Origin of the sequence: Sporomusa rhizae, from assembly GCF_041428845.1 — a bacterium.
Classification (GTDB): Bacteria; Bacillota; Negativicutes; order Sporomusales; family Sporomusaceae; genus Sporomusa; species Sporomusa rhizae.
Genome location: NZ_CP156925.1, coordinates 224538 through 249080 on the forward strand (window position 1 = coordinate 224538; position 24543 = coordinate 249080).

The window sequence follows — 24543 nt, forward strand, 5'->3', positions numbered from 1 at the left end:
AATACGAACGTCGATAAATGAGGTCAATAATTGCAAGGAGGTGGAAACCGTGGGGGAGCGGGTGATACGGAAAAACCGGCCGGAGATTAAATTGCCACAACAAAGTGAACTTGGCGACATTTGTAGCCTGCATCGAATTAAGTTTGCCGCAGCGACGAAAAGAGCGGAAGAATTACGAAATCAACCTGATATGTTTGGCATTAACGATTCTTTAAATTGTGGAAAGTTAAATGCTGCATTTTTGAAAGAAATTTGGTGTATACTTGATCTGTTTTTTGGATTAAATCGAAAATGATGAACATATCTCATAAACCCTCTGCGGAATACGCAGGGGGTTTATTAATTAATCCAAATTTACAGGAATTAATAGGCTTGCTGAGTTATGATTTTTGTTAAAACAAACAAATACTAACAAAAACGAACAAAAACAAACTATATGAACTAAATATTATTGCTTTGTGTTTGTTTTGATAGTATTATGTTTAACAAGGATATTTTTCCTTATTACCCATAAAGCAACTTATTTAAGATAAAAAATCTTAATAAACAAAAAATTCAAACTAAGTGATTGTGGTAAATTCTATTTTCGGGATAAAAAGAAAGAAAAAATGGTAAAACACTTTTTCTTGGAGGGAAATATGAAAAAGTTTTACGTGGTGCGGGTAGTGATTATCGTTGTGATGCTTGTTGTTTTAACGGGATGCGGTAAGCAAACCAGCTTACGTCCCGAGGGGGCAGTCACGGCAAATGGCGGCAGGATTATTACCGACATGGCTGGCCGTAAGGTCACATTACCGCAGCAAATAAAGAAGGTGTATCCGGTCTCGCCGGCAGAAGCCGTGCTGATTTATACGATTGATCCTGAGCTTTTGGCCGGATGGGGTTACCATATGGGCGCAGACCAGTCTGACTTTATTTTACCGGCCTATCGTAATTTGCCGGTACTTGGCTGGATTTCTCGCGGTTCTACCGGCAATGTTGAAGAAGTTATGAAGTTAAAGCCAGATATCATCCTGATGGTAAGCGATATAAATCAGGCCAATAAGGATTATGCGGATGAACTGCAGCAATTGACCAAAATACCGGTAGTTTTTCTGGACAAAGAAATGACCAAAATGGAAGAAACCTACCTGGTTGCCGGCGAGGTTTTGGATCGTCAAAAGCGAGTAGTTGATCTTGCGGCATATTGTCGGGAGACTCTTACCATGGTAAAAGAGAAAAAAACGCTTTTAGCTGATCGTAAGCCGGTTTCAGTTTATTATGCCGAGGGGCGCAGTGGTTTGGAAACTGAGCCGCGCGGGTCGTGGCATGCCGAGATTATTGAATTTGTTGGCGGGGTAAATGTGGCTGAACCGGGATTGCCGAGCCGGGGGATGATTGGCCGCAGTCCGGTGTCAATGGAACAAGTGATGACCTGGAATCCGGAGGTTATACTAATAGGTTACTTCCGTGACGGCGAGAGCAGCAGCTTTCCGGCGATCATGGGTGACAAGGCATGGCAGAACATCCGGGCAGTTCAAGACAAAAGAGTTTATGAAATTCCTACAGGCCCCTTTAACTGGTTTGACCGGCCACCGGCGGTAAGTCGTCTTATCGGCATCAGATGGGTTGCGAATTTGCTGTACCCTGATGTATACCCTTTTGAGTTTCGTTCTGAGGTTAAGCGGTTTTATTCGCTATTTTATAACTACCAGCTTTCTGAAAAGGAGTTAGATGAATTGGCAGATAGAACGCAGCGGAGATAAAGTTTTGTTGTTTATCTACGGGGGAAACGGAGAAAGAGGGGTTGGCATGAAGTGCAATTATTGTGAATGGCATTGTGAGTTGGGAGATGATAACTACGGTGTTTGCCGCATGTATCATGAGGAAAATGGGGCAATAAAAGAGCGTTTTCCGCATAAGTGGTGTACCTATGCTATCTCGCGGGTGGAATCGGTGCCGTTTTATCATGCTTACCCGGGGAGTAGAAGTATGGTTATTGGTACAACCGGGTGCAACATGGCGTGCCGGTATTGCGTTAATGCGTTTGTTGCCAAAGAAGAGCCGGCTGCACTTCAGGACAAAATGTATGCGTTTGCTCCGGAAGCGCTTGTCCGGATGGCGGTAAAACGCGGGTGCCATAATATCATATTTAATGTTAATGAACCGGCAGTTTCGTTGCCTTCGCTGGTAGAAGTCTCCAAGGTGGCACGGGTGGCAGGAATTCCGATGGGCTGTCTTACTAACGCGTATACCACGGAAGAAGCAACAGAACTTTTGGCCTCGATATTTTCGTTTGTTAATGTAAGTTTAAAGGGTCTGGCTAATGACTTTTGCCGGGAATATTTAGGAATTCCTGATATTAACCCTGTTTTGCGCAACATAGACAAGCTGGCGTCGTTGACCCATGTTGAGGTTACAACTCCGGTAATTCAGTCCGTCAATGATCATGAAATGGATCAAATCGCAATTTTTCTGGCCGACGTTGACCGGCAAATTCCCTGGCATGTTTTTCGTCTATTGCCAGAATACAAAATGAAGGAAGCCCTGTATCCCAACATTGAGGCGATCAATGCTGCCTTGGAGAAAAGCCGTGAGTTGCTGCCTTATATTTATTTTCATAATTTTGTTGGTTCCGACTGGGTCAACACTCTTTGCCCAAGATGCGGTACGGCAGTAATAGAACGGTTTAGTCTGGGCTGCGGCGGCGATAGATTGGATCGCTATAACTGCAGGGATAAAGCATGTCCTGACTGTGGTTATGAGATTAAGTTGTATGGCGATCGCGTTGAGTGGAATGCACAAGGGGGACAGCTATGAGCTTAGCAATTATTGATGCGAGAGAATGGCAAAATGTATTCGATCTTAGAACCGGTCGCAAGCGGCAGGACAATTCTCCCAAAAGCCAAATGCTAAAAGCTGTACTGAGAGAGCACCCCTTTCCGGGTGATATTGCCGACCAAGGCAATCAATGGGTGACAGATACGGCATTAGATTTAGTTAACCGATATGACCCAAGTTTTGCTTTTTTAATCTATGCGCAGCAATATTATTCATTTCGCTTTGAGCACCCGGGAGAGGCTAAGCGTGAACACCTTATTGATTCCGTCTTTGCCGAAGTCGAGCGGTTTAGCAAGGAATCCGGATTCTTTCCGGTGGTTGTGGGAACAGGTGACATGATTCCGGTTGATGAGTATATAGACTTGAGCAGGCTGGATGGCTTGGCGATTACCAGTCATTGGTTGACGCGATATGCCGGACTTTATGGGATGAGCTCTCAAGATATGCGTTATTTGCAGGAGATTGCGGGGATTGAACGGTTAGTAAAAAAAGAAGAGTTTATGTCTTTATTTAGTGATGAGCCTGTTGATGCCGAGCACTTGCCGGAATACTTGGCAGTAGCCAGAGAAGGCTGTTGCTTTCGGTCGACATTACTGCGGCGGCCGGTTATGATACCGTCTCATAATTATTTTATTCCAGTATCGGCAGAACTGGGCAAGGTAAGTTCTATCGCCGATGTCAGCAGCAGTATTGAAGCTTTGTTACAGGGGAAAAAAGTGGCACTTATTTTGGTTGAGGGAGTGGGGATTAGAGATTTTCGTTTGCCGTATACCCCCTGTAGTAACAGTAAAGGCTGGTATACTTACGAAAACGGGGAAGCCCAGTACTTGACAATAAGCACAGGCAAGCATCAAGTTTTTGCGTATCCCCCCGGCTATAAATCATACCAAGAAGATGATGAAAATAAGGGATATCCTTTTTCGGGGTATTTGACTTCGCTGCCATCCGGTACGGTCGGGGAAAGGTTTGGCGGCAAGAGTATTGCTGTGGGCAATCGCAGCATGTTTATGCATACAGTGACAGGCACTGATATTGCTATCGAATGTTTTGCCAGGAATTTATCCAATCAGGGATGTTTGGGGGTAATTCATCGCTAGTCCCCAATCATTTGGGGAAATAGGAAGACCTGTTTGCGGGTTAGGTACAGATACAAATGGAGAGAGGTTGATAAATATGGAATTAACATATTCAGAAGATTGGCAAAAGGTTGTGGAGTTTCACGGACATGTGTGTCCGGGTTTGGCCACCGGCTACCGTTTAGCCAAGGCGGCGCTCAAGGCTCTGGGGTATCAGGACCCGGAGGAGGGCGACTTGGTGACAATTGCGGAGAGTGACCGCTGCACAATTGATCCCTTCCAAATTGTTCTTGGCTGTACTATTGGCAAAGGCAAACTGTATATAAATTCGACCGGAAAACAGGCTTTTACGGTGGGCTGCCGGAAAAGCGGCAAGGCTGTACGGGTAATACAACTGCCCTATAAGTATTCACCGGAAAGTGACGCATTGACGAGAAGAGTAATGAGCGGCAGGGTGTCGGATGAGGAGTACCGCCGCTATAAGAGTGAGCGTGAAGCGCGGATACGGGAGATTTTGACACAACCGGACGAAAAGCTGTTAAAAGTGGAAGCGGTTAGTGTAACTCTGCCAGAAAAAGAACCCATTTTCCATTCGCCGTGCTGTGAGTTTTGTGGTGAACAAGTAATGGAACCGTGGACGAGGATGCGTGAGGGTAAAATTGCCTGCATAGCTTGCGCAGTAACTATTGTCAGGTAGTATAGCGCCAATGTGCGTCACCTGAAGTTTTCAGAAGCGTTAGTTAGGAGGAACAATGGAGACAGGAGATGGCTTAGTTACGACAAGACAGATAAATATGCCGGCAGAACAAATTAACCGGGACAGCCGGACGCGGCAGAAGCGTGGCGGGCTATTGAAGATATCGGTCATGCTGGCCGTACTTGTAATCGCCTTTTTTGGATCTTTTCTGATTGGACGTTACCCGGTTGCACCAGATATAGTACTGGCTATTCTCTGCTCTAAGGTATTGCCGCTGTCCCAGTATTGGACTGACACTATGGAAACGGTTGTGTTAAAAATTCGTTTACCTCGTATCGTTGCCGCTTTATTAGTGGGTGGAGCATTGTCGGTCTCGGGGCTGGCTTATCAGAATTTGTTTCGCAACCCGTTGGTATCGCCATCTTTGTTAGGAGCTTCCTGGGGGGCAGGTTTCGGCGCGGTTTTGGGGATGATTCTTCATTTGTCCTGGATATGGGTGGAGGCGTCAGCCTTTGTCTTTGGCTTAATTGCCGTTTTTTGTGCAGTTATAATTAGTTCTTATTTCGGCAATAAGTCGACAATATCGTTGGTGTTGGCAGGTATTGTGGTTTCGGCCTTTTTTCAGGCCCTGGTTTCAGCGTTGAAATATTTGGCTGATCCCATGAACACGCTGCCGGAGATTAGTTTTTGGCTAATGGGCGGGCTTTCTAAGGTGAAAGATCAGGATGTGCTATACGCGCTGATCCCGGTAATCCTTCCCATGGTAGTACTGTACTTTATGCGCTGGCAGATTAATGTGCTAAGTATTGGCAAAGAAGAAGCGCATACGCTGGGCATTAATGTCCGGCGTACACGCCTTGTGGTAATAGCGTGTGCTACAATGCTGGCAGCAGCTGCGACCAGTATGGGTGGCATTATTCAGTGGGTCGGCTTGCTAATTCCCCATATGGCGCGGATGCTGTTCGGGGCAAATTTTGCGACACTGCTGCCTGCAACAATGGTTTTGGGCGGTACATTTATGTTGATCATGGATAATTTAAGCCGCAGTATTGCCTCGCTGGAAATTCAGGTTGGTATTCTTACGTCCTTGATTGGTGCGCCTTTCTTTGTTTTTCTGCTGGCTAGGGCTAAACGTGGGTGGGAGTAAGCTGCTTGACTTCCGCTTTTGCCAACACACCACCCGTCTGCAAAGTCTTGACGCGTTGTATTGGATTATTCCTATGACAAAAGCTGGAGGGGTGCTGTTGCGGCTTATACAAGCCTTCGTCGTAGCCGGGTGCTTTTGTAATTCAAAGGGGAGAGTGTAGTTATGACTAAATTAACAATAGCAGGCATCGATGATAGCACAATACGACCGATAGGGTATGTTGAAAGTCCCTGGCAGAGTACCATGGCGGTTCCGCTTGGCGGGGTATCGGCAGTTATTCATATTAAGCCGGAGGTTCAGCCTGGCTTGTATCGTATTGGCGAGCATAGCCATCTGTGGGTATTGAGTTGGTTTGGACAAGCCAACAGGTCGGTGCTGCGGGTTGTGCCGTCCAAAGTTGATCCGGGGTTGCCGGAACGTGGAGTGTTCGGGCTAAGGAGTGCCGCGAGGCCCAATCCTATAGCCTTGACATTGGTCAAACTGGAAAAGATCGAAGAAGATCGGCTATACGTGCGGGGGTTGGATGCGGTGGATGGTACGTTGGTGCTGGATATAAAACCATACTTTGAGCCTGATATCATTTTTTCGCCGACAACTCCATATTTGCCGCCGCGCGAATACCAAACGCGCCGCGAGCAGTTTTATAAGCAGGCGCTGTCGCATCATGGCGAACAATGCCTGGGGTTGGAGCTGGCGGTAAAGATGGCGCTGCTGGTTGAGACACATTTTGGAAAACTACAGTCACCAGACGTAACGCTAATGGTAGAAGGTGATGCGTGCTTAGCCGATGTTCTCCAGGGGTTAACCCGAGCACGGCTCGCCAATCCTCATAGGTTTTTTTATCTTAATAATACCCAGCGTGCAACCGTGCAGTGGGTTAAGGGAGACCAGAAACTTATGCTGACAATAAGGCCGGATATTGATTTACATGCAGCAAGGGAGTTGCCGGAAAAAGAGTTGTTCATTATTGAGCATTTTTAGTAGCAAAGCCTGAGGAGATGGTTGGAATGTATGAGATTGTGGCAAAGGGCGGAATTGTATTTTGTATCATTATTGCTTGCTCGCTGCTGGCAATGACAATTGTAATTCAGCGCTGGTGGTTTTACCGCTCGGTAGAGCAGGAAGACGCCAAATATATGCCAGGACTGGGCCAAACGGTTGCTGCCGGTAATACCCGGCCTTTTGGTGATAGCGACGGACCGCTGGCAAGGCTGTGGGCTATTATGCAGGAATGTTCTACAGGTGCAGTTGGTGAAATGGGTGTCGCCGCCGAAGTAGTTTTGGATAAAGAGAATTTACGGTTAGAGAAATATTTATATGTATTGGCGACAATTGCTACCATTGCGCCACTGCTTGGTTTATTGGGTACGGTTTTAGGGATGATTAAGACCTTCCACGTTGCCGCGCTCAGTGGGGCGGGTAATCCGCAATTGTTGGCCGAGGGCATTTCTGAAGCTCTATATAACACAGCTGCCGGTTTGTTTGTCACAATTTTTTGCATTATCTGCCACAACCATTACCGCAACTGGTCAGCACGGCGGTTGTGTATGTTGGAGACCAGAGTGAAAGAGTTTGCGGCATTGCTTACTAAAGGGGAAATTTGCAGTGGCCGGTAAAACAAGGAGACACCAAATCGGGGTACATGTGGATATGACGCCGATGGTCGACGTAATGATGCTGCTAGTCATTTTTTTCATGATGACTACGGCGTTTGTTACTGTCTATCCTGGTTTTGCTGTGAATTTGCCCCAGGCGTCTGCGGAAAAACAGGCAGAAAAACAAATTGTAGTGTTAATAGCCAAGGATGGACGGATTGCGGTTAATGGTCAGCCGGTAGCAAAAGAGGAAATAGCAGCGGCGATAAGCAGTATGGGAAAACCAACGGTATCCATTCAGGCCGATAAAGAAGCCAGTCATGGGCGGGTAGTGGAGGTCATGGACGAACTCCATAAAGCCGGGGTGACGAAGCTGGCTATCGCTATCGAGGAGAAAGGAAGATAGTGGGTATGCGGTTGGACGGCTGGTGGGCGGCCTTTTCCCTTGCCGTTATCATCCATATTGCAGTGTGGACAGGTGTGGGTCAAGGGCTGCTCGGGGAAGTAGCCTTGGAGCCTAAAATCGAATATATGGAAATCGAAATGACGCCACCTGCCAGGCCTGTGCCTCAATCTCAGGCTACGGCGCAGGCTGCGGCGGTTGTGCCGGCTGGTCGTCCAAACAATAGCGTAGTTAATACTGCTCAAGGGAGAGCCACATTGCCTGCGGTTAGTCCGGGTGCTGCTGCAACTCCTGGTGATGTTATGCCTGCCGCTGCGGTAGCATCCGGGGGCGAACCAGGTGCAGTCGCAGCAATAAGCGGTGGATATGGTGTGACGGCAGGAGCAGGTGGTACTGGAAGTGAGGGGGCAGGCAGTGCAGCTGCGGCTGGGTCATCTGGCGCAGAGCGTGAACCTGACCGGCGACCGTCTATAGCTTATGCACCTCCGCCGGAATATCCTACTGTGGCCAGACGGAATCAGTGGGAGGGAGCTGTACTCGTTAGTATTAGGGTAACGGCTTCGGGAAGCGTAGCCGAGGCCAGTGTAGTCAAAAGTTCCGGATATGATGCATTGGATGCGGCGGCAGTAACAGCCGTATATCGGTGGCGGTTTAATCCTGCTTACCGGGATGGCCAGCCTGTGTCAGCTCGGGTAAATGTACCCATTAATTTTGATCTGAGTAAATAAATGATAGAAATTTTTATTAGGTATTATACAAGTAAAGGGAGGGGATAACGTTGCTTGCGGTAGAGAATATCAGTTTTTGCTATCCAGCATCCGGTAATTTACTTGCCGATGTTTCCTTTTCTGTCAATAAAGGGGACGTTGTCTGCCTCTTGGGGCCGAACGGTGCTGGTAAAACGACTTTGATGCGTTGTTTGCTGGGGATTAATATAGTGCGGACAGGCAGTATTAAAATTAGAGGCCGCAACATCGGTGATATACCGACAAGAGAACTGGCCGGCGATTTAGCGTACGTGCCGCAGGCGACTGCTACAGTCTTTCCTCATCGGGTACTGGATATTGTTGTTATGGGACGTACGCCGCATGTCGGACTTACCGCTGTTCCCTCAGATAAAGATTATGACCTGGCAGAAGCGGCACTCTCAGAACTGGGCATATCCCATTTGGCCGACTGTTTTTTTAGTCATATCAGCGGCGGTGAGCGGCAATTGACACTCATTGCCCGTGCCCTGACGCAGCGTGCTGAATTACTAATTATGGACGAGCCGACATCCAGTCTTGATTACGGCAATCAGGTTCGAATACTGCGTGTCATTGATAAATTAGCAAAACAAGGGTATTCCATTATTATGACCTCGCATTTTCCCAATCACGCTTTTTTATTGTGCAATAAAGTCTTGATTATGAAAAACGGGAAGATTACAGCAATGGGTACGCCGGAAGAGGTTGTAACTGATAGTATTTTAAGCGACCTGTATACAACAAGAGTCAAGATCGTTGAACTTGACGACGGAGTAGCAAACAAATTGAAGGTTTGTATTCCGTTATTGGCATAAGGCGGTAGCGGTAAGAGGAAATAACGGGTTTAGCCCGATAATATAAAAACCAACCGTGTTATGTTAATACTTTGGCTTGCTAGGTTAGCCGGAAAATGTTCCATTGTAGAAATCCATAGGAATACCGAAAGGCTAATAGTTAGCAGAATTTTTTTGGGGGAGGAGTTATTGTATGCGCAAAAATTTCAAAAAAATGGTCATCCCACCTGCGCTCTGCATTTGTTTGTTCGGTCAATTCAATCTTGTTATGGCCGAGGATTCCAAGGAGGTCACGCTTGAGGCTGTGGAAGTCCATTCGACAGTATTGAAAGACTATCAAGTTACGACCGAGGTTATTACGGCTGAAAAAATTAAAGAGATGGGTGCAACCAATCTGGCTGAGGCACTGGAATCGGTACCCGGGCTGTATATGGCTCGTGCCGATAAAGCTGCCCGTCTGGTGCGCATTCGTGGTGCGGCAACCGACCAAACTAAAGTTTACATTGATGGCATGCCGGTGTTCCCTTTATCGGGTATTGCTTCTAATTCAGCTTCTGATTTGGCAACCGTACCGGTTGAGAACATTGAAAAGATTGAGATCATCAAGGGGCCGGGTCCTGTACAATACGGAACAGACTATAAAGGCGGCGTTATTTTAATTACGACTAAAAATGGCAAAGGCCCGGGTCAGTTTAATCTTAATCTGTCAGGTGGTTCGCATAAAAGTTTTGATAACTATATCTCCTACAGCGGCAGTGACAATAAGGCCAGCTATTATATAACCGCCGGTAAAAAGCAAGGGGATGGGCACTTAAATCATTCTGAATTTGATACAGAGTATTTCAACGGCAAAATTAAATGGGATCTTGGCAAAGAGTCAAAATTGACACTCAGCGGCTATTATATGACTACCGACCGCGAAATACCTAATGGCATTGACCAAATTACCGGTCAGGAAACCACTACGGATATTAACTGGTCCGGTGACAAAGGGGTCTGGACCGGGAAGTACGACGATAAGGGTAAAAAAATTATGAAGTATGCCGCAAAAGACTGGAAATATAGCGACTTTAAACAAACTAATATTGCCTTGCAGTTTGAAGAAAAGGCCAGTAATAAGTTTAAGTATGATATAAAAGTATACCATGTTACAGACGCCAATGATCTGTCGGTATATAACGTAACTAACGCAAACTTAGGTTTGAATACCTCGACCAATCCGCTTCGGTACAACAGTGAATGGACATCAAAGGGGAACGGTATAGAATTTACCGGCGATTTCCAGACCGACCGCAACAATACCCTCACCTTTGGCGCCAAATACAACAAAATTGATTGGGATTCAAACGATGTCCTAAATAAATATGATAGTGGCAGTGATAAACGTACCGGTTATTATCTTCAAGATAGCTGGAGGCTTGGTGACAAAACCGATCTTACTATGGGAGTGCGTCATGATCAGGTACAACAGTCGTTCCGGAATTATGAAGATAAGGATGAGGATACGACTGACCCGGTCTTTAATATTACCCATCGCCTGGATGAGAACAATACTTTACGCTTTTCTGCAGGCAAGACACATAATTTTGTCACAGCCAAACAAGTTACAGGCAATATTAAGGCCGGCGCGGCAATCCCCGACCCTGAAAAAGCAAAAAACTATGAATTAGGTTGGAAACATAATTTTGATGAGAAGTCGTCGCTGGATGTTGCGATCTTTAATAACAAAATAGATAATCGTATCGACAAAATTACTGACAAAAGCAATCCGTTATATAATACATTTCGTAATATTTTCAAAACAGATATACAAGGCGCAGAATTGGAATACAGCCGGTATTTCACCAAACGTCTGAAAGGCTTTGTCAACTATACATATCTGGATGCCAAAGATACCAATGAAGCTGGAGTCAAATCAAGAGCGGCCAACTTGCCGGAAAACATGTTTAACTACGGTTTAACCTATACGGTCGATAAGTTCCGGGCGAGCGTTTTTGGTCATTACCTCGGCAATGTTCTGACCACCGATAATACTTATAAAAAACTTGACAGCTATCACACTGTAGATCTTAATCTTAGCTACCATGAAAACAAGAATGTTGAATATTATTTGCATGTAAATAATTTGTTTGATACTAATTACTGGGAAAAATATGATTTCCCGGGAGATGGAATCAATTTTATGGCTGGTATCAATATCAAAATGTAAGCAGGCCTAAGATATTTAACGGCAAGGACAGGCTCTATTGCCATATCGCTGGGAGGCGTTTGGGATGAAAAAACAAGGGTTTATTGTGGCTCTCGTTTTGCTAGTCTACTGTTTTGTGATACCGGGTGCTGTGAGTTTCGCAGCTGAAAAACAACCTGTTGACAATGCGCGAATCATCGCGGAATGTACTGCAGTGATTGCTGATAATCCGTATGATACATTAGCTTATTATAAACGCGGCAGGGCATATTTTGCGCAAAAGCAATATGACTTAGCGCTCAAAGATTATAACCGGGTGATTGCAGCCGCTTATTTGGATCGCGGGTATCTCTATGAGAAAATGGGCGATGCGGATAAGGCGATTGAGCATTACGGGCTCTCAATAATTAATGACCCTACCTTTGAAGTAGCGTATGATCACAGGGGATTTATGTACAATAAAATTGGCAGATATGACTTAGCACTTATTGACTGTAATAAAGCGATTGAGATTAACCCCAAGTTTCCTGCGGGATATTTAAATAAGGGGACAGCTTATGAAAAACAGCATTTGTATAAAGAGGCAATTGAGACCTATCGCAACATGTTGGAAAATGTACCACTAGAAGATGTGTCTCATCGTAATACAGCTATAAAACGTATCAAGGCACTAGGTGGCACTGTATAAAATATCATAGCAGATGGTTAGCAAATAAAAAAATTGATAGCTGTAGCGAAGGCGGATTACACCAGAGTAGGGATTTATTTTAAAAAAACTGGTATACTGAATAGTCCTGTTAATGTTTCTCTCTAAACCAAAGCAGCAAGAGCACCGCATAGATCGCTAGCAATACCCCGACAAAAGTAAAGTTCATAAAAGCACCTCCAGGATTATGATGTCCTGGAGGTGCTTTGTTTTATTAATATTAAAAATTAGGTTTGAAGGTTATCTAAATGTTAGCCCTTTTGACATGCTTATTTCGACGATGATTTGACCCTAGTAACTATATTATGGGTTTAGAGCTATAAAGAAAAAGGGGGGCGCTGAAAAGGAATGACGAAGTCGTGAAATCTAGGATGGCTGAAGTTGGAACAACGAAAAACGAAGGGGGAGTAATAATGGGAACCAATTATTATGCGCAAAATTTAAATTCAGGAAAGTTGTATCAGGTGTATCAAACCCAAATTGACAGGATCAAGCAGTATCTTGATGCAGAAATAAATTTTGTGCGCCAGGAATTAAAAGGCTCGGAAAGAGTTCTGGAACTGGGGGCCGGATATGGGCGTATTATGAAGGAACTTGCTCCCTATGCGGGATCTATTGTCGGGATAGATATCTCGGAAGATTCTATTCCGTTCGGACAAGCGTATTTAAAAGATAGCCCCAATTGCGAGCTAAAAATGGCCGATGCTCATAAGTTTGAGTTTACTCCGGAATTTAATGTTATACTATGTTTGCAAAACGCCTTATCGGCCATGAAAGTAGAAGCTTTGCCGTTTGTTCAACATACTATGAATGGACTCCTGCCAGGTGGAAAAGCCTATTTTAGCAGTTATAGTCCTAAGTTTTGGGAGCATAGGCTGGCTTGGTTTCAGGAACAAGCCGACAAAGGCCTGCTTGGACAAATCGATTTAGAAAAGACTAAAGGCGGCTTGATTGTCTGCAAGGATGGCTTTATTGCCACTACCTATACTCAGGCGGATATGGAAAAATTAGGGCAAGCTGTGGGCTATCGGTATCAAATAGAAGAAGTAGATGATTCCAGTATATTTCTTATCGTTGAAAAGGATAAATAAGGTAGAGGACGCCATGTTCACCTAGGAGAGCACAGACATAAGCTGTGCTTATTTTTTTGATCTTTTGCAGGATATATACTGATCCAGGATTTATAGTATCTACCTGCACGATAATTCGGATTTAGAGGGTTTATGACCAATGAGGAGTCTTTTTTAGCAGTAATGATCTACCTCGATAAAAGTGCAGGACGTATATTTGTTATTATGAATAGTTATCCTTTAATAGATTTTTTTAACAAATAAGTATTGACAAAAAATGGCTGGCGGAATTATCATTAAATTAATACCAAACCAACGGTACCTTCCAACACTATACTTGCAGCATGGCTGCTGAAGATTATTCAAGGAGGTAGGAAAATGGAGGAGTTAATTTTATCCCGCTGGCAATTTGGGATAACGACAGTTTATCATTTTTTGTTCGTACCATTGACTCTGGGGTTGTCGCTTATTGTAGCAATTCTGGAAACTATCTATGTCCGCACCGGTAATGAATTGTATAAACAACAGGCCAAATTTTGGGGCAAACTTTTTCTTATTAATTTTGCTATGGGTGTGGTCACAGGTATTGTTCAGGAGTTCCACTTCGGGATGAACTGGTCGGAGTATTCCCGGTTTATGGGGGATATCTTTGGTGCACCATTAGCAATGGAGGCGCTTACGGCCTTTTATCTGGAATCGACTTTTTTAGGGCTATGGATTTTTGGCTGGGATCGCATACCCAAGGCGCTGCATGCCGCTAGCATCTGGATTGTGGCTTTAGCCAGCAATTTGTCGGCATTTTGGATACTGGTGGCCAATTCGTTTATGCAAAACCCGGTTGGCTATATCATTCAAAATGGCCGGGCGGAAATGACGGATTTTGTACAGCTTATAACCAATCCGTATGTAATGTATCAGTTTCCGCATACAGTATTATCCGGACTAGTAACTGCTGGCTTTTTTGTACTTTCTATTAGTGCATTTCATTTAATTCGCAAGACTCATATGGAGTTTTTCCGGGCATCCTTTAAGCTTGGGTTAATCTGGACAACAGCCAGTTTGTTGTTGCTTATGGGCAGCGGCCATGCGCAGACTCAGTTTATTGCCAAAGTGCAGCCTATGAAGTTAGCCGCCGCGGAAGCGTTGTGGGAAACGGCTAATCCGGCTCCTTTTGCGATAGCGGCTGCGATTGACGAGCAGAACAAAACCAATTCTGCCGAAATAAAAATCCCGGCCATGCTGTCTTTGCTGGCTTATAATAATGCTAATACACCGGTAAAAGGAATCAAAGAGATTGAAAAAGAGTATATTGTTAAGTATGGTCCCGGAAATTATGTTCCACCGGTAACTCCTGTATTTTGGAGCTTCCGATTGATGGTGGCGGCCGGCAGTATTATGATCGCAGTTGTGCTGGCGGCAGGATTTTTCTGGTGGCGCGGCCAAATAGAGGCTAAGGACTATATTCTTAAGGCCGTGTTATGGAGTTTGCCTTTGCCATATATCGCTAACTCGACCGGATGGTTTGTAGCTGAAGGCGGCCGGCAGCCTTGGATTGTGGTTGGTTTGCAAAAAGTGGAACAGGCGGTATCACCTTCGGTTGGGGTCGGCAGCATTTGGATTTCGTTAATTGGCTTTACCTTGCTTTATGCGCTGCTGGCAGCTGCGGCTGTTTATCTTGTGCAAAAGTTTGTCCGGCAAGGTCCTGTAACGACACCAACTACTCCAAATAAACCGGCAGCAAAGGGGGCGGCATTATGGAGTTAAGTATACTTTGGTTTATATTGCTCACGGTTTTGTTTATTGGCTTCTTCTTCCTGGAAGGATTTGATTATGGCGTCGGTGTTTTGCTTCCTTTCCTGGGAAAAGATGATACCGAACGCCGGGTGCTCATTAATACAATTGGTCCGGTATGGGATGGTAATGAGGTCTGGATGATTACAGCCGGGGGCGCAATGTTTGCTGCTTTCCCGCATGTATATGCTACTCTGTTTAGCGGTTTTTACTTAGCTTTATTCCTTATGCTGATGGCGCTCATTGTCCGGGGTGTGGCGTTTGAATTTCGCAGCAAGGACGAAAATCCTGCCTGGCGGCGGACTTGGGATTGGATGATTTTTGTTGGCAGCGTTATTCCGGCCTTACTTTGGGGTGTGGCTGTCACTAACTTAATCAAGGGTGTTCCGATTAACGCTAAAATGCAGTATGTCGGCACTTTTTTCGATTTGCTTAGTCCCTATACGTTAGTGGGTGGTGTAGCATTTTTACTGGTATTTACTTTTCACGGAGCCTTATATCTGACGTTAAAGACCGAGGGCGAGTTAGTGGAACGGGCTCGCGGTGCAGCGATAAAAGCTGGTTTAGGAGCAGCTGTCTTTTGCCTGACCCTGGTAGGTATGACTTATACAAATACGGATTTGTTTACCAAAACAGGTGCCGGAGTAGGTCTGTGGGGAGCAATAGTTATGTTTGTCGGAGCTTACGGAGCGGTACTCGTTAAACGGTATGGGCTGGGGTTTATCCTCAGCAGTTTGACAGTCGTACTGACCACAATTGCTTTCTTTTGGGGGCTTTTCCCCCGACTCATGGTGTCAAGTCTTAATTCGGCCTGGAGTCTGACAATTACCAATTCGTCCTCTACTCCGTATACGCTTAAGATAATGACAATCGCAGCCCTGGCGCTTGTTCCTGTTGTTTTGGTGTATCAAGGCTGGGTATATTGGATATTTCGTAAACGGGTTACAGCTAAAGACTTAAAATATTAGGTATGAACTATCGGTAAGGTGGTGAGGTCGTGCCGCTGCAGGGGGAAGACAAAGAATATTTGTGGCAGTTGTCGATGATTTTTCCTAACGACTATATAGAAGAAGTCAAGCGTCAGGCCGAGGCGGTTATTGAAGAGCAAGTAGCCGCCGGTGAGCATCAGAATATCCGGATAATAGTCTGGGATATCATGACTAAGATGCGAGCCGAAGCCGAGGGGACTTTGTCTAAAACCGATAATTCAACGGATGAACAGGACGAACAACAAGCTAAGGCGGTTGAAGAAAAAGTACTAGCGGCACTCAGCAGCAATCAACTGCATATTCCTGCCGATATGGGGCCTGAGGCAATCGAACCGTTAGTAAGGGCATTTGACAGCCAGGATAAACGTATTGCCGCTAATGCGGAGACGGCTCTCCGCCACTTAACCGATGGTGGTGCAATAGACTGTTTTTGCAGGCTGTGGGCTGAGACCCGCAGCGCGGGGCTTGAGAAAATACTTGTAGAAGCAGGTTATCTGGCGGCGCAGCCGTTAGGGATAAGACTATTAACTGTGCTTAAGACGGGCGCCGGCCGGATTATGCTGCCAACAGGCCGGGAATTGATTGCGGAACTATTGGTTGCGGTAGATGATGCTGACAGGGTTATAGCCGGACGGGCACGACAGTTACTGCTGACTTTGACTGATTCCAAGTCTGCGGAAGCAGTATGCGAAAGAGTGTTAGCCGAGGATAACGGGCGCTTGCAGGATTGGGCGATTCTTGCGGGCTATGCCCCGGTTGATGACAGTAAAGCGTCATTATATTATTGTATAACCGGCCAATGGGATAAATATTATGCATTAGATTGGCAGACACATCGTCCGCTATTAGCTAAGGCTTATGAAGCTGCCGTTCCGACCGAACGGCAGCGTTTTTTACAGGCTGCTCGCGGTAGTGGTCATAGCTTGTTATTGGTTAGTTTGCTGTTAGACGGGAGTAACCGGGCGGAATACGAAGACCTTAGTGACCGGGATTGGTCGGCGATGCTGGATACGCTGGTAAGCCAGGAGCGCTGGTCAGAATTATACCGGCTGGCCTGTAAGGCCCCACCGGGCTGGGCAGCCGAGTGTGTGTTAACCTTGTTTGATGCTGGTTGGCAGCCGGCAGAATGGGAACGCCCCAACTGGCAGAAACTTATAGCGAATTGCCCGCAGACTGGGCGGGATTTGTTTGTGCCTGACGGACGGCAGGTGTCGGTTATTGAGAATTGGGGAGCCGGTATTAGTATTAATTGCGCCGCCTTTCATCCCAACGGGCGTATTGTGGTTGGCGGCGGCAGTGACGGGCGGCTGCGGCTGTGGCAGACAGCCAGCGGCGCTCTGTGGCGAACGGCAGACCTTCACGCGGCCGGAATTACCAGTGTGACATTCACGGCTGACGGTCAGTACTTAGTTACTGCCGGTCAGGAAGGTAAGGTTCATATTTGGCGTATGCCTGATATTAAATGGGTGAGCAGTGTCAGTGGCCAGCCCGGGTTGGTAACCGCATTGGCCGCAGGCCAGCAGGGGACACTACTGGCGCTTGCTTGTGCGGGTGGCGTGGCTCCGGCCAGAGCGTGGAGCTGGGATGGTTCACAGATGATTACCCGGGGGCAATATCCAGGCAGTTTGTTCAGCACTGCAGCGGTCGACTGGGAGAACAAGGCGGTAATCGGCGGCGGGCGGGATGGGAAAATCCGTTCTTATGCTGTAGCCGGCGGTCGAGGAGGCAACAAGCTGTGGGCTGCTCATACCGGCAAGGTAGAATCGCTGTGTATCAGTCCTGACGGTAAGCTGTTTGTGAGCGGCGGGGCGGATGGTACCATCAAGGTCTGGCAGGCCACTACCGGTGACCTTTTATGGAGTATCCCGGAGGCAGGAAAGTTATTGGCGATAAGTGGTAATGTCGCTCAAGGTTTGGTGGCTAACCCTGATGAAAGGACAATGGCGGTAAGGCAGCTCCGCTGGGATAGGCCGTTGGCGTTTGCCACCCAGGCAGACTGGCGGCAAGCGGCTGATTTGGCCGCAAGGCAGCAGGTACCGGCAGCGAGACAGGCCAGTGAGTTTTTACATACACTGCTTTCGGTTAAGTTTTGTTACGATATCCTGTTATAGGCTGGGGAGGTGATGCCGATGGCTGGACGGTTAGCTGTGGATTTTGACAATGAATATACGGTAGCCGCCTGGTGGCGGCAAGGCCTTGACCGGGCTGGGACATTATATATACCCGGAGTGACCCGGCCGGTATCAAATAGGTATATTGGTAAGGGCGCTAGGCTGTTTTTGGCTCCTGCGGTCATCAGCTATGGCACCGGAGAAGACGAGACTTGTCTCATTGGGCAGGAAGTCATGGACGAAGCCGATGGCTTGGGTAGTACCCGGCAGGTATTTAATCATTTGCAATTTGATGTAATTACAGGCAAGAAGGTTTATAGTTTGGTCGGTGACCGCCGCTTAAACAGGCAGGACATTGCCAAACAATATTTAGCCATGTTTTTAACGCGTGCCGGTCAGGCCTTGGGGTTAGCGAGTCAAGCTGTAATTACGTTTACGATGCCTGTTGAAGCCTGTTTGTCAGATCAAATCTGGCAGCAGTACCAGCGGTGGCTGGAAGATGCCGTCAGGCAAGCAGGCTTCAGCAGGTTGGAACTGATGGAGGAACCCTGGGCGGCAGCCTGGGGAGCCGGAATGCCGGTGAGACCGGAATTTGTTTATGTGGTTAGTAAGATAACTACGGATAGTATTCTAACAGCAATAGTGCAGGTTGTTCCACATTCATGGGAAAGAGCAAGGTATATCAGAATAATAAGTGCCAGGCAGGATTGGCTAGACTGTCAGGAGGATGTGGCTCCGGATATAATTTTGGCGAATAACCTTCGACAGACATTGCGTGGTGCAGCACGGCTAGGGTACGCCGATAGCAGTTTAGCTGGGGTGGTAGTAACCGGCAGTCAGGTAAAACCAGATATATTGGCTGTTATCCACGAACATTTTACTGCTATTCCTGTATACGATAAACACCCCATTGATGCCGCAGCTTGCGGGGCAGCCATTTTGGCCTCCGGTGCCGGGGGCTGCGGCTGTCTGCGCTACAGTTACGGATTGCGCTATCTGGCAGGAAATTACTACCAATACCGTGAACTTGTAACCAAAGGGGCATTTTATCCCAGTGTTGAGTCGATAACTGAATTTACCATAAAAGCCAGCTATGATGGACAGCGTGAATTTGGGTTATTTATCTACCGGCTAGAGGACTTTCACTGCATTAATGATAGCAAGCCGGTCATTTTAAGCATGGAAGAGCCTGTCGACAGCGGGCAGTCGGCCATTACAGTTGCAGTTAATCTGGATAGTGCCGGCCAACTGGTAGTAACTGCTGTTGAGGCAGCAACAAACAGAGTTGTTGCCGACCAATTGCCTGTTGTTAAGCTTGTGTAGCAGGGAGGAATGAATATGTCGCATTTTACTCAGGTGGCAACCAGGATTACTGATAAAGAGATGCTGCTGACTTGCCTAAAGGAATTAGGTTATGTCACAGAGGAAAAAACCTCTATTAGGGGATATCGTGGTCAGGAAACGGCGGTAGACATCGCTGTGAGGGTGCAGCAGGGCTATGATATCGGTTTTGTGCTGGGAACTGATGGCACCTTTAGCTTTGTGGCCGATTGGTTTGGGGTACAAGGTACGAGTGAGAAGGAATTTACGGCTAAGGTGCAGCAGCGGTATGCATTGTGTACCGTTATGGAGCAGGTTCGCAGACAGGGGTTTAATGTAGTGGAAGAACAGCGGGACGCGACCGGGGAAATCCGGCTGACTGTTCGCAGATGGGTGTAAGGAGGGGACGCTATGGATAACTTTGCGGAGCAATTTGACACTTATATTAGGGCAAGGGTTACGCTCATTGTTATTGTGACGCCGGAAGAGCAACGTGCCATTGAATATGTGAGAACGGTGTGTGAAGAAAAAAATCGTACCTGTTTATCCTGGGATGTTGCCGATGGTTTTGTAGTTCTTACCGGACGTACTTCGCTTGATCTTAAATGCCGGGATCCGCTGGTGGCCCTGGATTTAATGGAAAAGACCGGGATGGAAAATGCCGGGACTATCTTTGTCTGCAAAGATTTCCATGATTTTTGGACCAATCCGCCGGTTCGCCGGAAACTCAGAAGTGTAGTGCAGCGGTTGACCCAGACCCGGACGTCCCTTGTCATTACTACCCCAACAGGTCAAATCCCTGACGAACTGCAGGATGAGGCAGTGGTAATCCACCTTAAACGTCCGAATGGCGAGGAATTGGACTTTGTGCTTGACGGTCTTTTAAAAGGTGCTAATGTTAAAATAAATTTGAATGATACCGGGCGGGAAAAGGTTGTGCAGGCGGCTATGGGTATGACGGCAGGGCAAGCCCGCCGCGTATTTTCCAAAGCCATTGTTACCTGTGGGTGTTTGGACGACCGCAGTATTTCCCTAATCACTGAGGAAAAGGCTCAGCTTGTACGGCAAAGCGAAGCACTGGAGTTTTTGAATGCAACCGAGACGGCGGAAAGTGTCGGCGGTTTGGGTGTGCTGAAAGATTGGCTGCGGTTAAGGGAAATGGCGTTTACCAAAGACGCCAGAGAATATGGTCTGCCGGCCCCGAAAGGTATTGCTATGGTGGGAATTCCCGGTACGGGTAAGAGCCTGACCGCCAAGATGATTAGCAGTTTATGGCAGCTGCCACTATTGCGTCTGGATGTTGGCGCTTTATTCGGGGCGTATGTCGGCGAGTCAGAGGACCGTACCCGCCGAGCGCTTAATATTGCCGAAACCATTGCCCCGTGCATTCTGTGGGTGGATGAGATTGAAAAGGCCTTTGCGTTCGGCGCTGGTGATGCCGGTACCAGCCAAAGGGTATTTGCCACCTTGCTTACCTGGATGCAGGATAAGAAAGCGCCCTGCTTCGTAGTTGCTACCGCTAATAACATTGCCGCCTTACCGCCTGAACTTATGCGTAAAGGCCGGTTTGACGAAATCTTTTTCCTCGATTTGCCGCATATGGCGGAACGGCGCGAAATATTTGCCACCCATCTGAAACGCCGTAATCGCACCCCGCGCGACTTTGACTTAAAACGGCTGGTTAAAGAATCTGATGGCTATGTCGGGGCGGAAATTGAACAAGCAATTATTGATGCCATGTATTTGGCCTTTAGTGATAACATGCGTGAAATTACCACCGAGGATATTGTGGTTTCCCTCAAACGTCAAGTGCCGTTGTCGGTTTCTCAACGGGAAAATATCCAGTATCTCCGGCAGTGGCTGCAGGAAGGACGTGCTCAGTCGGCTTCCTATCCCGGCGAGGTTGCCGGCGAGACGAATTCTGGTCAGGTATTCCTGGAAATAGAAGACTAGGGCTACGGCGAAAGGACGGTATGCTATGGAAAAGGAAGAACTGGAAATTACCATTGATGGGAGCGGAAACGTCAGTATCAAAGTGGCTGGAGCCAAAGGCGGCAAATGTCTGGATATTACCAAGCCTATTGAAGAAGCACTGGGGGAAGTTAAGCTGCGGGAAATGACGCCTGAGTATTATGAACAGTCAGGAGACAACGCTAGAGTTAGGAATAATCAGCGATGAACAAGCAAGAAAATAACCAGAAAGGCGGCCTTATCAATATGGCCGCCTTTTTGGCAAGATCAGAAGTCAATGGTCCGGGACTTAGGGCGGTTGTTTGGGTGCAAGGCTGTCCGCGCCGGTGTGCCGGGTGTTTTAACCAGGATATGCTGGAATTTCGGGATAATAAAATTATTACAGTAAAACAGCTGGCAGACCGCATTTTGGCTATCCAAGGGCTGGCAGGGGTTTCGTTTTCAGGCGGTGAGCCGTTTGCCCAAGCGTTGCCCCTGGCTCAATTGGCAGAAACTCTAACGCAACAGGGGTTGAATATAGTCATTTTTACCGGCTATACTTATACTGAGCTAAAAGCAGGTAATGACCCGGCCTGGAACAGGCTCCTTGCTGCTGTTGATTTGCTGGTCGCCGGGCCATTTATGCAGGAGCTGCCTACACAGGAATATTTATTGGGTTCGGCTAATCAGGAACTACTATTTCTTACAGACAGACTGAAAAACCACCCTGCTATTGGTAATCATTCGGAGACAACTGTCGAAGTTACCATTGATACAACGGGCACTGTTAATATAACAGGACTTAGTAATAAAATAGACCTCCCCCTCCCGCCAGCTAGGGAGCCGCGAACTGCGCGGTGAGGAAAATAAGAAAAGGCCGCCTCATTTCGAAGGCGGCCACAGTGGCTATAAAAACAGCGGAAACCGGAAAATCTTTTTTTCGCACTGGTAAAATATGCTATACTAAGAGTACAGGCTGCTCGGGGGACGGTTAGCCCCTTCCTTTTCAGGAAGGGGGTGGGTAGGATGACTATTTACGAAGCATTGACATTTGCGGTTGCATTTGCCACGCTCATGGTATTGGTCACGACCAGAAAGAAATAACCGCCCCTGCTCAAGACGGCGATTATTTCTTAAATAACACGAATTTGGGCTAACCGTTTTCCGGTTAGACTGCCTGTGGGGCTGGCGTGTTAGCGCACGTCAGTCCTTTTCTTATATTATACCCATAGATGGAAAAATATGCAACCGGCCAGGAAAAATCCTGTTTGGGCGGCGTTAGTTTACTTGCAATTCGTTTGAAATGAGCTATAATTAAAGTTAGGTGGAAATTAAAAGTCGCCGTGACCCGGAAGTGCGGTAACACTCCCGAGGCACGCGCAGGTGTCATAGCACCTACACATAACAGTCAAGCTGTCCACGACGACATTTCTATTATACAACGCCGCCCGCTTGAACACAAGCGAGGCTCTGAGTGTAACGGAGTTGCCGGCAGGAGAGGAGCAGGCTGTGCGATTTCATGCAGCAGGAGACTAAGCCTATTCCTGATACACTGTCAACGGAAGACAAGCATTCGTTTACATAGCTTATTGACCGCTTTTCTGTTGACGGCTGGGTATGTCCTGGCTTGTTGGTATTGGGATTTAGTATACGACGAAGCAAAGCGCATGTGTAGGGTATAAAACCTCGCATGCGTTTTTAATTTCCCCTATAAAAAAGCTGGTGGCAGCGTAACGTGTATGCCGCAGCCTAAGTATAGGGGGGGCTTTTGTTGTGTTTAACAGTATTTTAAACCAGGCCTTTAACGAGTACGTCTTTGACAGAGTGGGTAATATCCTCAGTGTCGCCGGTGTTGCTGATGAAAAATACAGAAAAACAGTGAAAGAGGCCGACTCTGTACTATCACAGCTTATGGAAAGTGCTCGCGAACTGGAAGCGCAGCACCCGGAACTGCTGCGACTGGTTATGGCGTATGAGGCCGCCACCACCCTTGAATCCGGACTGGCGGCTGAAATTGTTTATCGGGAAGGTATCCGGGATAGCTGCGGCGTACGTCAGGAATTCGCCAATTTTATGCAGAAGCAGATGCAAGGTTATCAATATCCCTCCGCTTACTAGCCGCGAATAAACAAGGTTGAAATGGCTAACCTGACATTTGCAGCCGCATTCGTCAGCTCAAGAGGTTAGTCGTAAAAAAGAAATAACCGTCCATGGCCCAATGCCGGGGTTTACTTTTTTATGATATTGTTAGATAATGGAGAATACTATTTAAGTGTGCCTATTATAGATAGAAGAGAGGACGTTGGTGTTTGTGGGGTGTGGTTGTGTGCTTCAAAGTAAAAAAGTATGTCTCAGGACAGTAAGGGAATCCGATCTTGAGCTTATTTATAAATTGATGACCGATGTATCGGAAAAAGGTGAGTATTGGCTTATTGATATACCGGCCGAACCGGCATTCCGGCGGGGATTTGCCGAAAGGGGCTTTTGGCATGACAACTTTGGCCGGCTGCTGATGGTTGACCAGGAACAAGCAGGACGAATCATCGGGGAAATCATCTATTATCGTAATGCTGATTATCGGGCTGGGTATGAGGTTGGCTATCAGATATTTAAGCGGGAAGACCGGGGTAAGGGGTATATGTCGGAAGCACTAGCCTTATTTTCATCATTCTTGTTTGAATCCAAGCCTATTCCCCGCTTGCAATTGACAGTAATAGCCGGCAACGAGGCCAGCCGTAAGGTCGCGGAAAAGTGTGGCTATCGTTATGAAGGAACCTTGCGTAAGGCTGCTTTTCATGCAGGGAAATATGTGGATTTGGAACTGTTTGGGCTGCTGCGGGAAGATTGTCCGCCTTTGCAGTTAGCGGAATAATAACAACCAATAGTGTATAATACTACTCTTAAAAAAGGGGTGGTATATTGGACGCGAGACGAGCCGAACAAATTCTAAAGTCGCCAGATACTATTGGCGTTAAGTATCGTAATAATTATGTATGGATTGAAGATGTTGACAAAGGCCGTAATACTGCTCATGTTACTTATCTCGAGGAAGGTAACACCTTGCATGTAAGCATTGAATTACTTGAGGAAACTGGGCCGGTAGGTTAGCAGCATAAAGAAGAATGAGATTGCCCATGGTA

At 46.8% G+C, this 24543-nt stretch carries 25 protein-coding genes; all 25 read left to right on the forward strand.

The window, feature by feature from the left end; all coding sequences use genetic code 11:
* Positions 1-49 precede the first annotated feature (49 nt).
* The 25 genes from SRRS_RS00900 (at position 50) to SRRS_RS01020 (ending at position 24511) form a co-directional block, all read left to right on the forward strand.
* Complete coding sequence (locus SRRS_RS00900; protein ID WP_371365374.1) at positions 50-295, forward strand: hypothetical protein; 246 nt, start codon at positions 50-52, stop codon at positions 293-295.
* Positions 296-638: 343 nt separating this feature from the next.
* Positions 639-1745, forward strand: a complete 1107-nt coding sequence (locus tag SRRS_RS00905; RefSeq protein ID WP_371365376.1) for an ABC transporter substrate-binding protein — start codon at positions 639-641, stop codon at positions 1743-1745.
* Positions 1714-2799 carry a radical SAM protein gene (locus tag SRRS_RS00910; protein WP_371365378.1) on the forward strand — a complete coding sequence of 362 codons (1086 nt, stop codon included), beginning with the start codon at positions 1714-1716 and terminating at the stop codon, positions 2797-2799. The genes SRRS_RS00905 and SRRS_RS00910 overlap by 32 nt, the downstream gene beginning before the upstream one ends.
* A complete protein-coding gene (locus SRRS_RS00915) occupies positions 2796-3917 on the forward strand; it encodes a hypothetical protein (RefSeq protein ID WP_371365380.1) in 1122 nt (373 codons plus the stop codon). The genes SRRS_RS00910 and SRRS_RS00915 overlap by 4 nt, the downstream gene beginning before the upstream one ends.
* A 76-nt stretch (positions 3918-3993) precedes the next feature.
* Entirely contained in the window at positions 3994-4593 is a 600-nt protein-coding gene (locus tag SRRS_RS00920; RefSeq protein ID WP_371365382.1) for an FmdE family protein, read from the forward strand.
* A 55-nt stretch (positions 4594-4648) separates the two neighbouring features.
* Positions 4649-5740 carry a FecCD family ABC transporter permease gene (locus SRRS_RS00925; RefSeq protein ID WP_371365384.1) on the forward strand — a complete coding sequence of 364 codons (1092 nt, stop codon included), beginning with the start codon at positions 4649-4651 and terminating at the stop codon, positions 5738-5740.
* Positions 5741-5902: 162 nt separating this feature from the next.
* Positions 5903-6721, forward strand: coding sequence for a tRNA (N6-threonylcarbamoyladenosine(37)-N6)-methyltransferase TrmO (gene tsaA, locus SRRS_RS00930; protein ID WP_371365385.1), 819 nt, complete (start codon positions 5903-5905; stop codon positions 6719-6721).
* Positions 6722-6747: 26 nt separating this feature from the next.
* Complete coding sequence (locus SRRS_RS00935; RefSeq protein WP_371365387.1) at positions 6748-7356, forward strand: MotA/TolQ/ExbB proton channel family protein; 609 nt, start codon at positions 6748-6750, stop codon at positions 7354-7356.
* Positions 7346-7741, forward strand: coding sequence for an ExbD/TolR family protein (locus tag SRRS_RS00940; protein ID WP_371365389.1), 396 nt, complete (start codon positions 7346-7348; stop codon positions 7739-7741). Before SRRS_RS00935 ends, SRRS_RS00940 begins: the two co-directional genes overlap by 11 nt.
* A gap of 5 nt (positions 7742-7746) precedes the next feature.
* Positions 7747-8466, forward strand: a complete 720-nt coding sequence (locus SRRS_RS00945) for an energy transducer TonB (RefSeq protein WP_371369687.1) — start codon at positions 7747-7749, stop codon at positions 8464-8466.
* A gap of 50 nt (positions 8467-8516) precedes the next feature.
* Positions 8517-9299: an ABC transporter ATP-binding protein gene (locus SRRS_RS00950; RefSeq protein WP_371365391.1), complete on the forward strand. Its 783-nt coding sequence runs from the start codon at positions 8517-8519 to the stop codon at positions 9297-9299.
* Positions 9300-9471: 172 nt separating this feature from the next.
* The gene (locus tag SRRS_RS00955; protein ID WP_371365393.1) at positions 9472-11487 is read left to right on the forward strand and encodes a TonB-dependent receptor; all 2016 of its coding nucleotides are present in this window, start codon (positions 9472-9474) and stop codon (positions 11485-11487) included.
* Between the two features lie 64 nt (positions 11488-11551).
* On the forward strand, positions 11552-12154 hold the full coding sequence (locus tag SRRS_RS00960; protein ID WP_371365395.1) for a tetratricopeptide repeat protein: 603 nt from the start codon (positions 11552-11554) through the stop codon (positions 12152-12154).
* 431 nt (positions 12155-12585) lie between these two features.
* Positions 12586-13263 (forward strand): class I SAM-dependent methyltransferase, encoded by a 678-nt coding sequence (locus tag SRRS_RS00965; protein ID WP_371365397.1) that lies wholly within the window; start codon positions 12586-12588, stop codon positions 13261-13263.
* 357 nt (positions 13264-13620) lie between these two features.
* Entirely contained in the window at positions 13621-15006 is a 1386-nt protein-coding gene (locus tag SRRS_RS00970; RefSeq protein ID WP_371365398.1) for a cytochrome ubiquinol oxidase subunit I, read from the forward strand.
* A complete protein-coding gene (gene cydB / locus SRRS_RS00975) occupies positions 14997-16001 on the forward strand; it encodes a cytochrome d ubiquinol oxidase subunit II (RefSeq protein WP_371365400.1) in 1005 nt (334 codons plus the stop codon). Before SRRS_RS00970 ends, cydB begins: the two co-directional genes overlap by 10 nt.
* A gap of 29 nt (positions 16002-16030) precedes the next feature.
* A complete protein-coding gene (locus SRRS_RS00980) occupies positions 16031-18133 on the forward strand; it encodes a WD40 repeat domain-containing protein (protein ID WP_371365402.1) in 2103 nt (700 codons plus the stop codon).
* Between the two features lie 18 nt (positions 18134-18151).
* A complete protein-coding gene (locus SRRS_RS00985; protein WP_371365404.1) occupies positions 18152-19456 on the forward strand; it encodes a hypothetical protein in 1305 nt (434 codons plus the stop codon).
* A gap of 15 nt (positions 19457-19471) precedes the next feature.
* Positions 19472-19852: a DUF1257 domain-containing protein gene (locus tag SRRS_RS00990; protein ID WP_371365406.1), complete on the forward strand. Its 381-nt coding sequence runs from the start codon at positions 19472-19474 to the stop codon at positions 19850-19852.
* 12 nt (positions 19853-19864) lie between these two features.
* Positions 19865-21406 carry an AAA family ATPase gene (locus SRRS_RS00995; RefSeq protein WP_371365408.1) on the forward strand — a complete coding sequence of 514 codons (1542 nt, stop codon included), beginning with the start codon at positions 19865-19867 and terminating at the stop codon, positions 21404-21406.
* Positions 21407-21431: 25 nt separating this feature from the next.
* Complete coding sequence (locus SRRS_RS01000; protein WP_371365410.1) at positions 21432-21632, forward strand: DUF2997 domain-containing protein; 201 nt, start codon at positions 21432-21434, stop codon at positions 21630-21632.
* Entirely contained in the window at positions 21629-22264 is a 636-nt protein-coding gene (locus SRRS_RS01005) for a 4Fe-4S single cluster domain-containing protein (RefSeq protein WP_371365412.1), read from the forward strand. Before SRRS_RS01000 ends, SRRS_RS01005 begins: the two co-directional genes overlap by 4 nt.
* 912 nt (positions 22265-23176) lie before the next feature.
* The gene (locus SRRS_RS01010) at positions 23177-23521 is read left to right on the forward strand and encodes a hypothetical protein (RefSeq protein WP_371365414.1); all 345 of its coding nucleotides are present in this window, start codon (positions 23177-23179) and stop codon (positions 23519-23521) included.
* A gap of 208 nt (positions 23522-23729) precedes the next feature.
* Positions 23730-24275, forward strand: a complete 546-nt coding sequence (locus SRRS_RS01015; protein ID WP_371365416.1) for a GNAT family N-acetyltransferase — start codon at positions 23730-23732, stop codon at positions 24273-24275.
* 47 nt (positions 24276-24322) lie between these two features.
* Entirely contained in the window at positions 24323-24511 is a 189-nt protein-coding gene (locus tag SRRS_RS01020; protein WP_371365418.1) for an H-type small acid-soluble spore protein, read from the forward strand.
* Positions 24512-24543 lie beyond the last annotated feature (32 nt).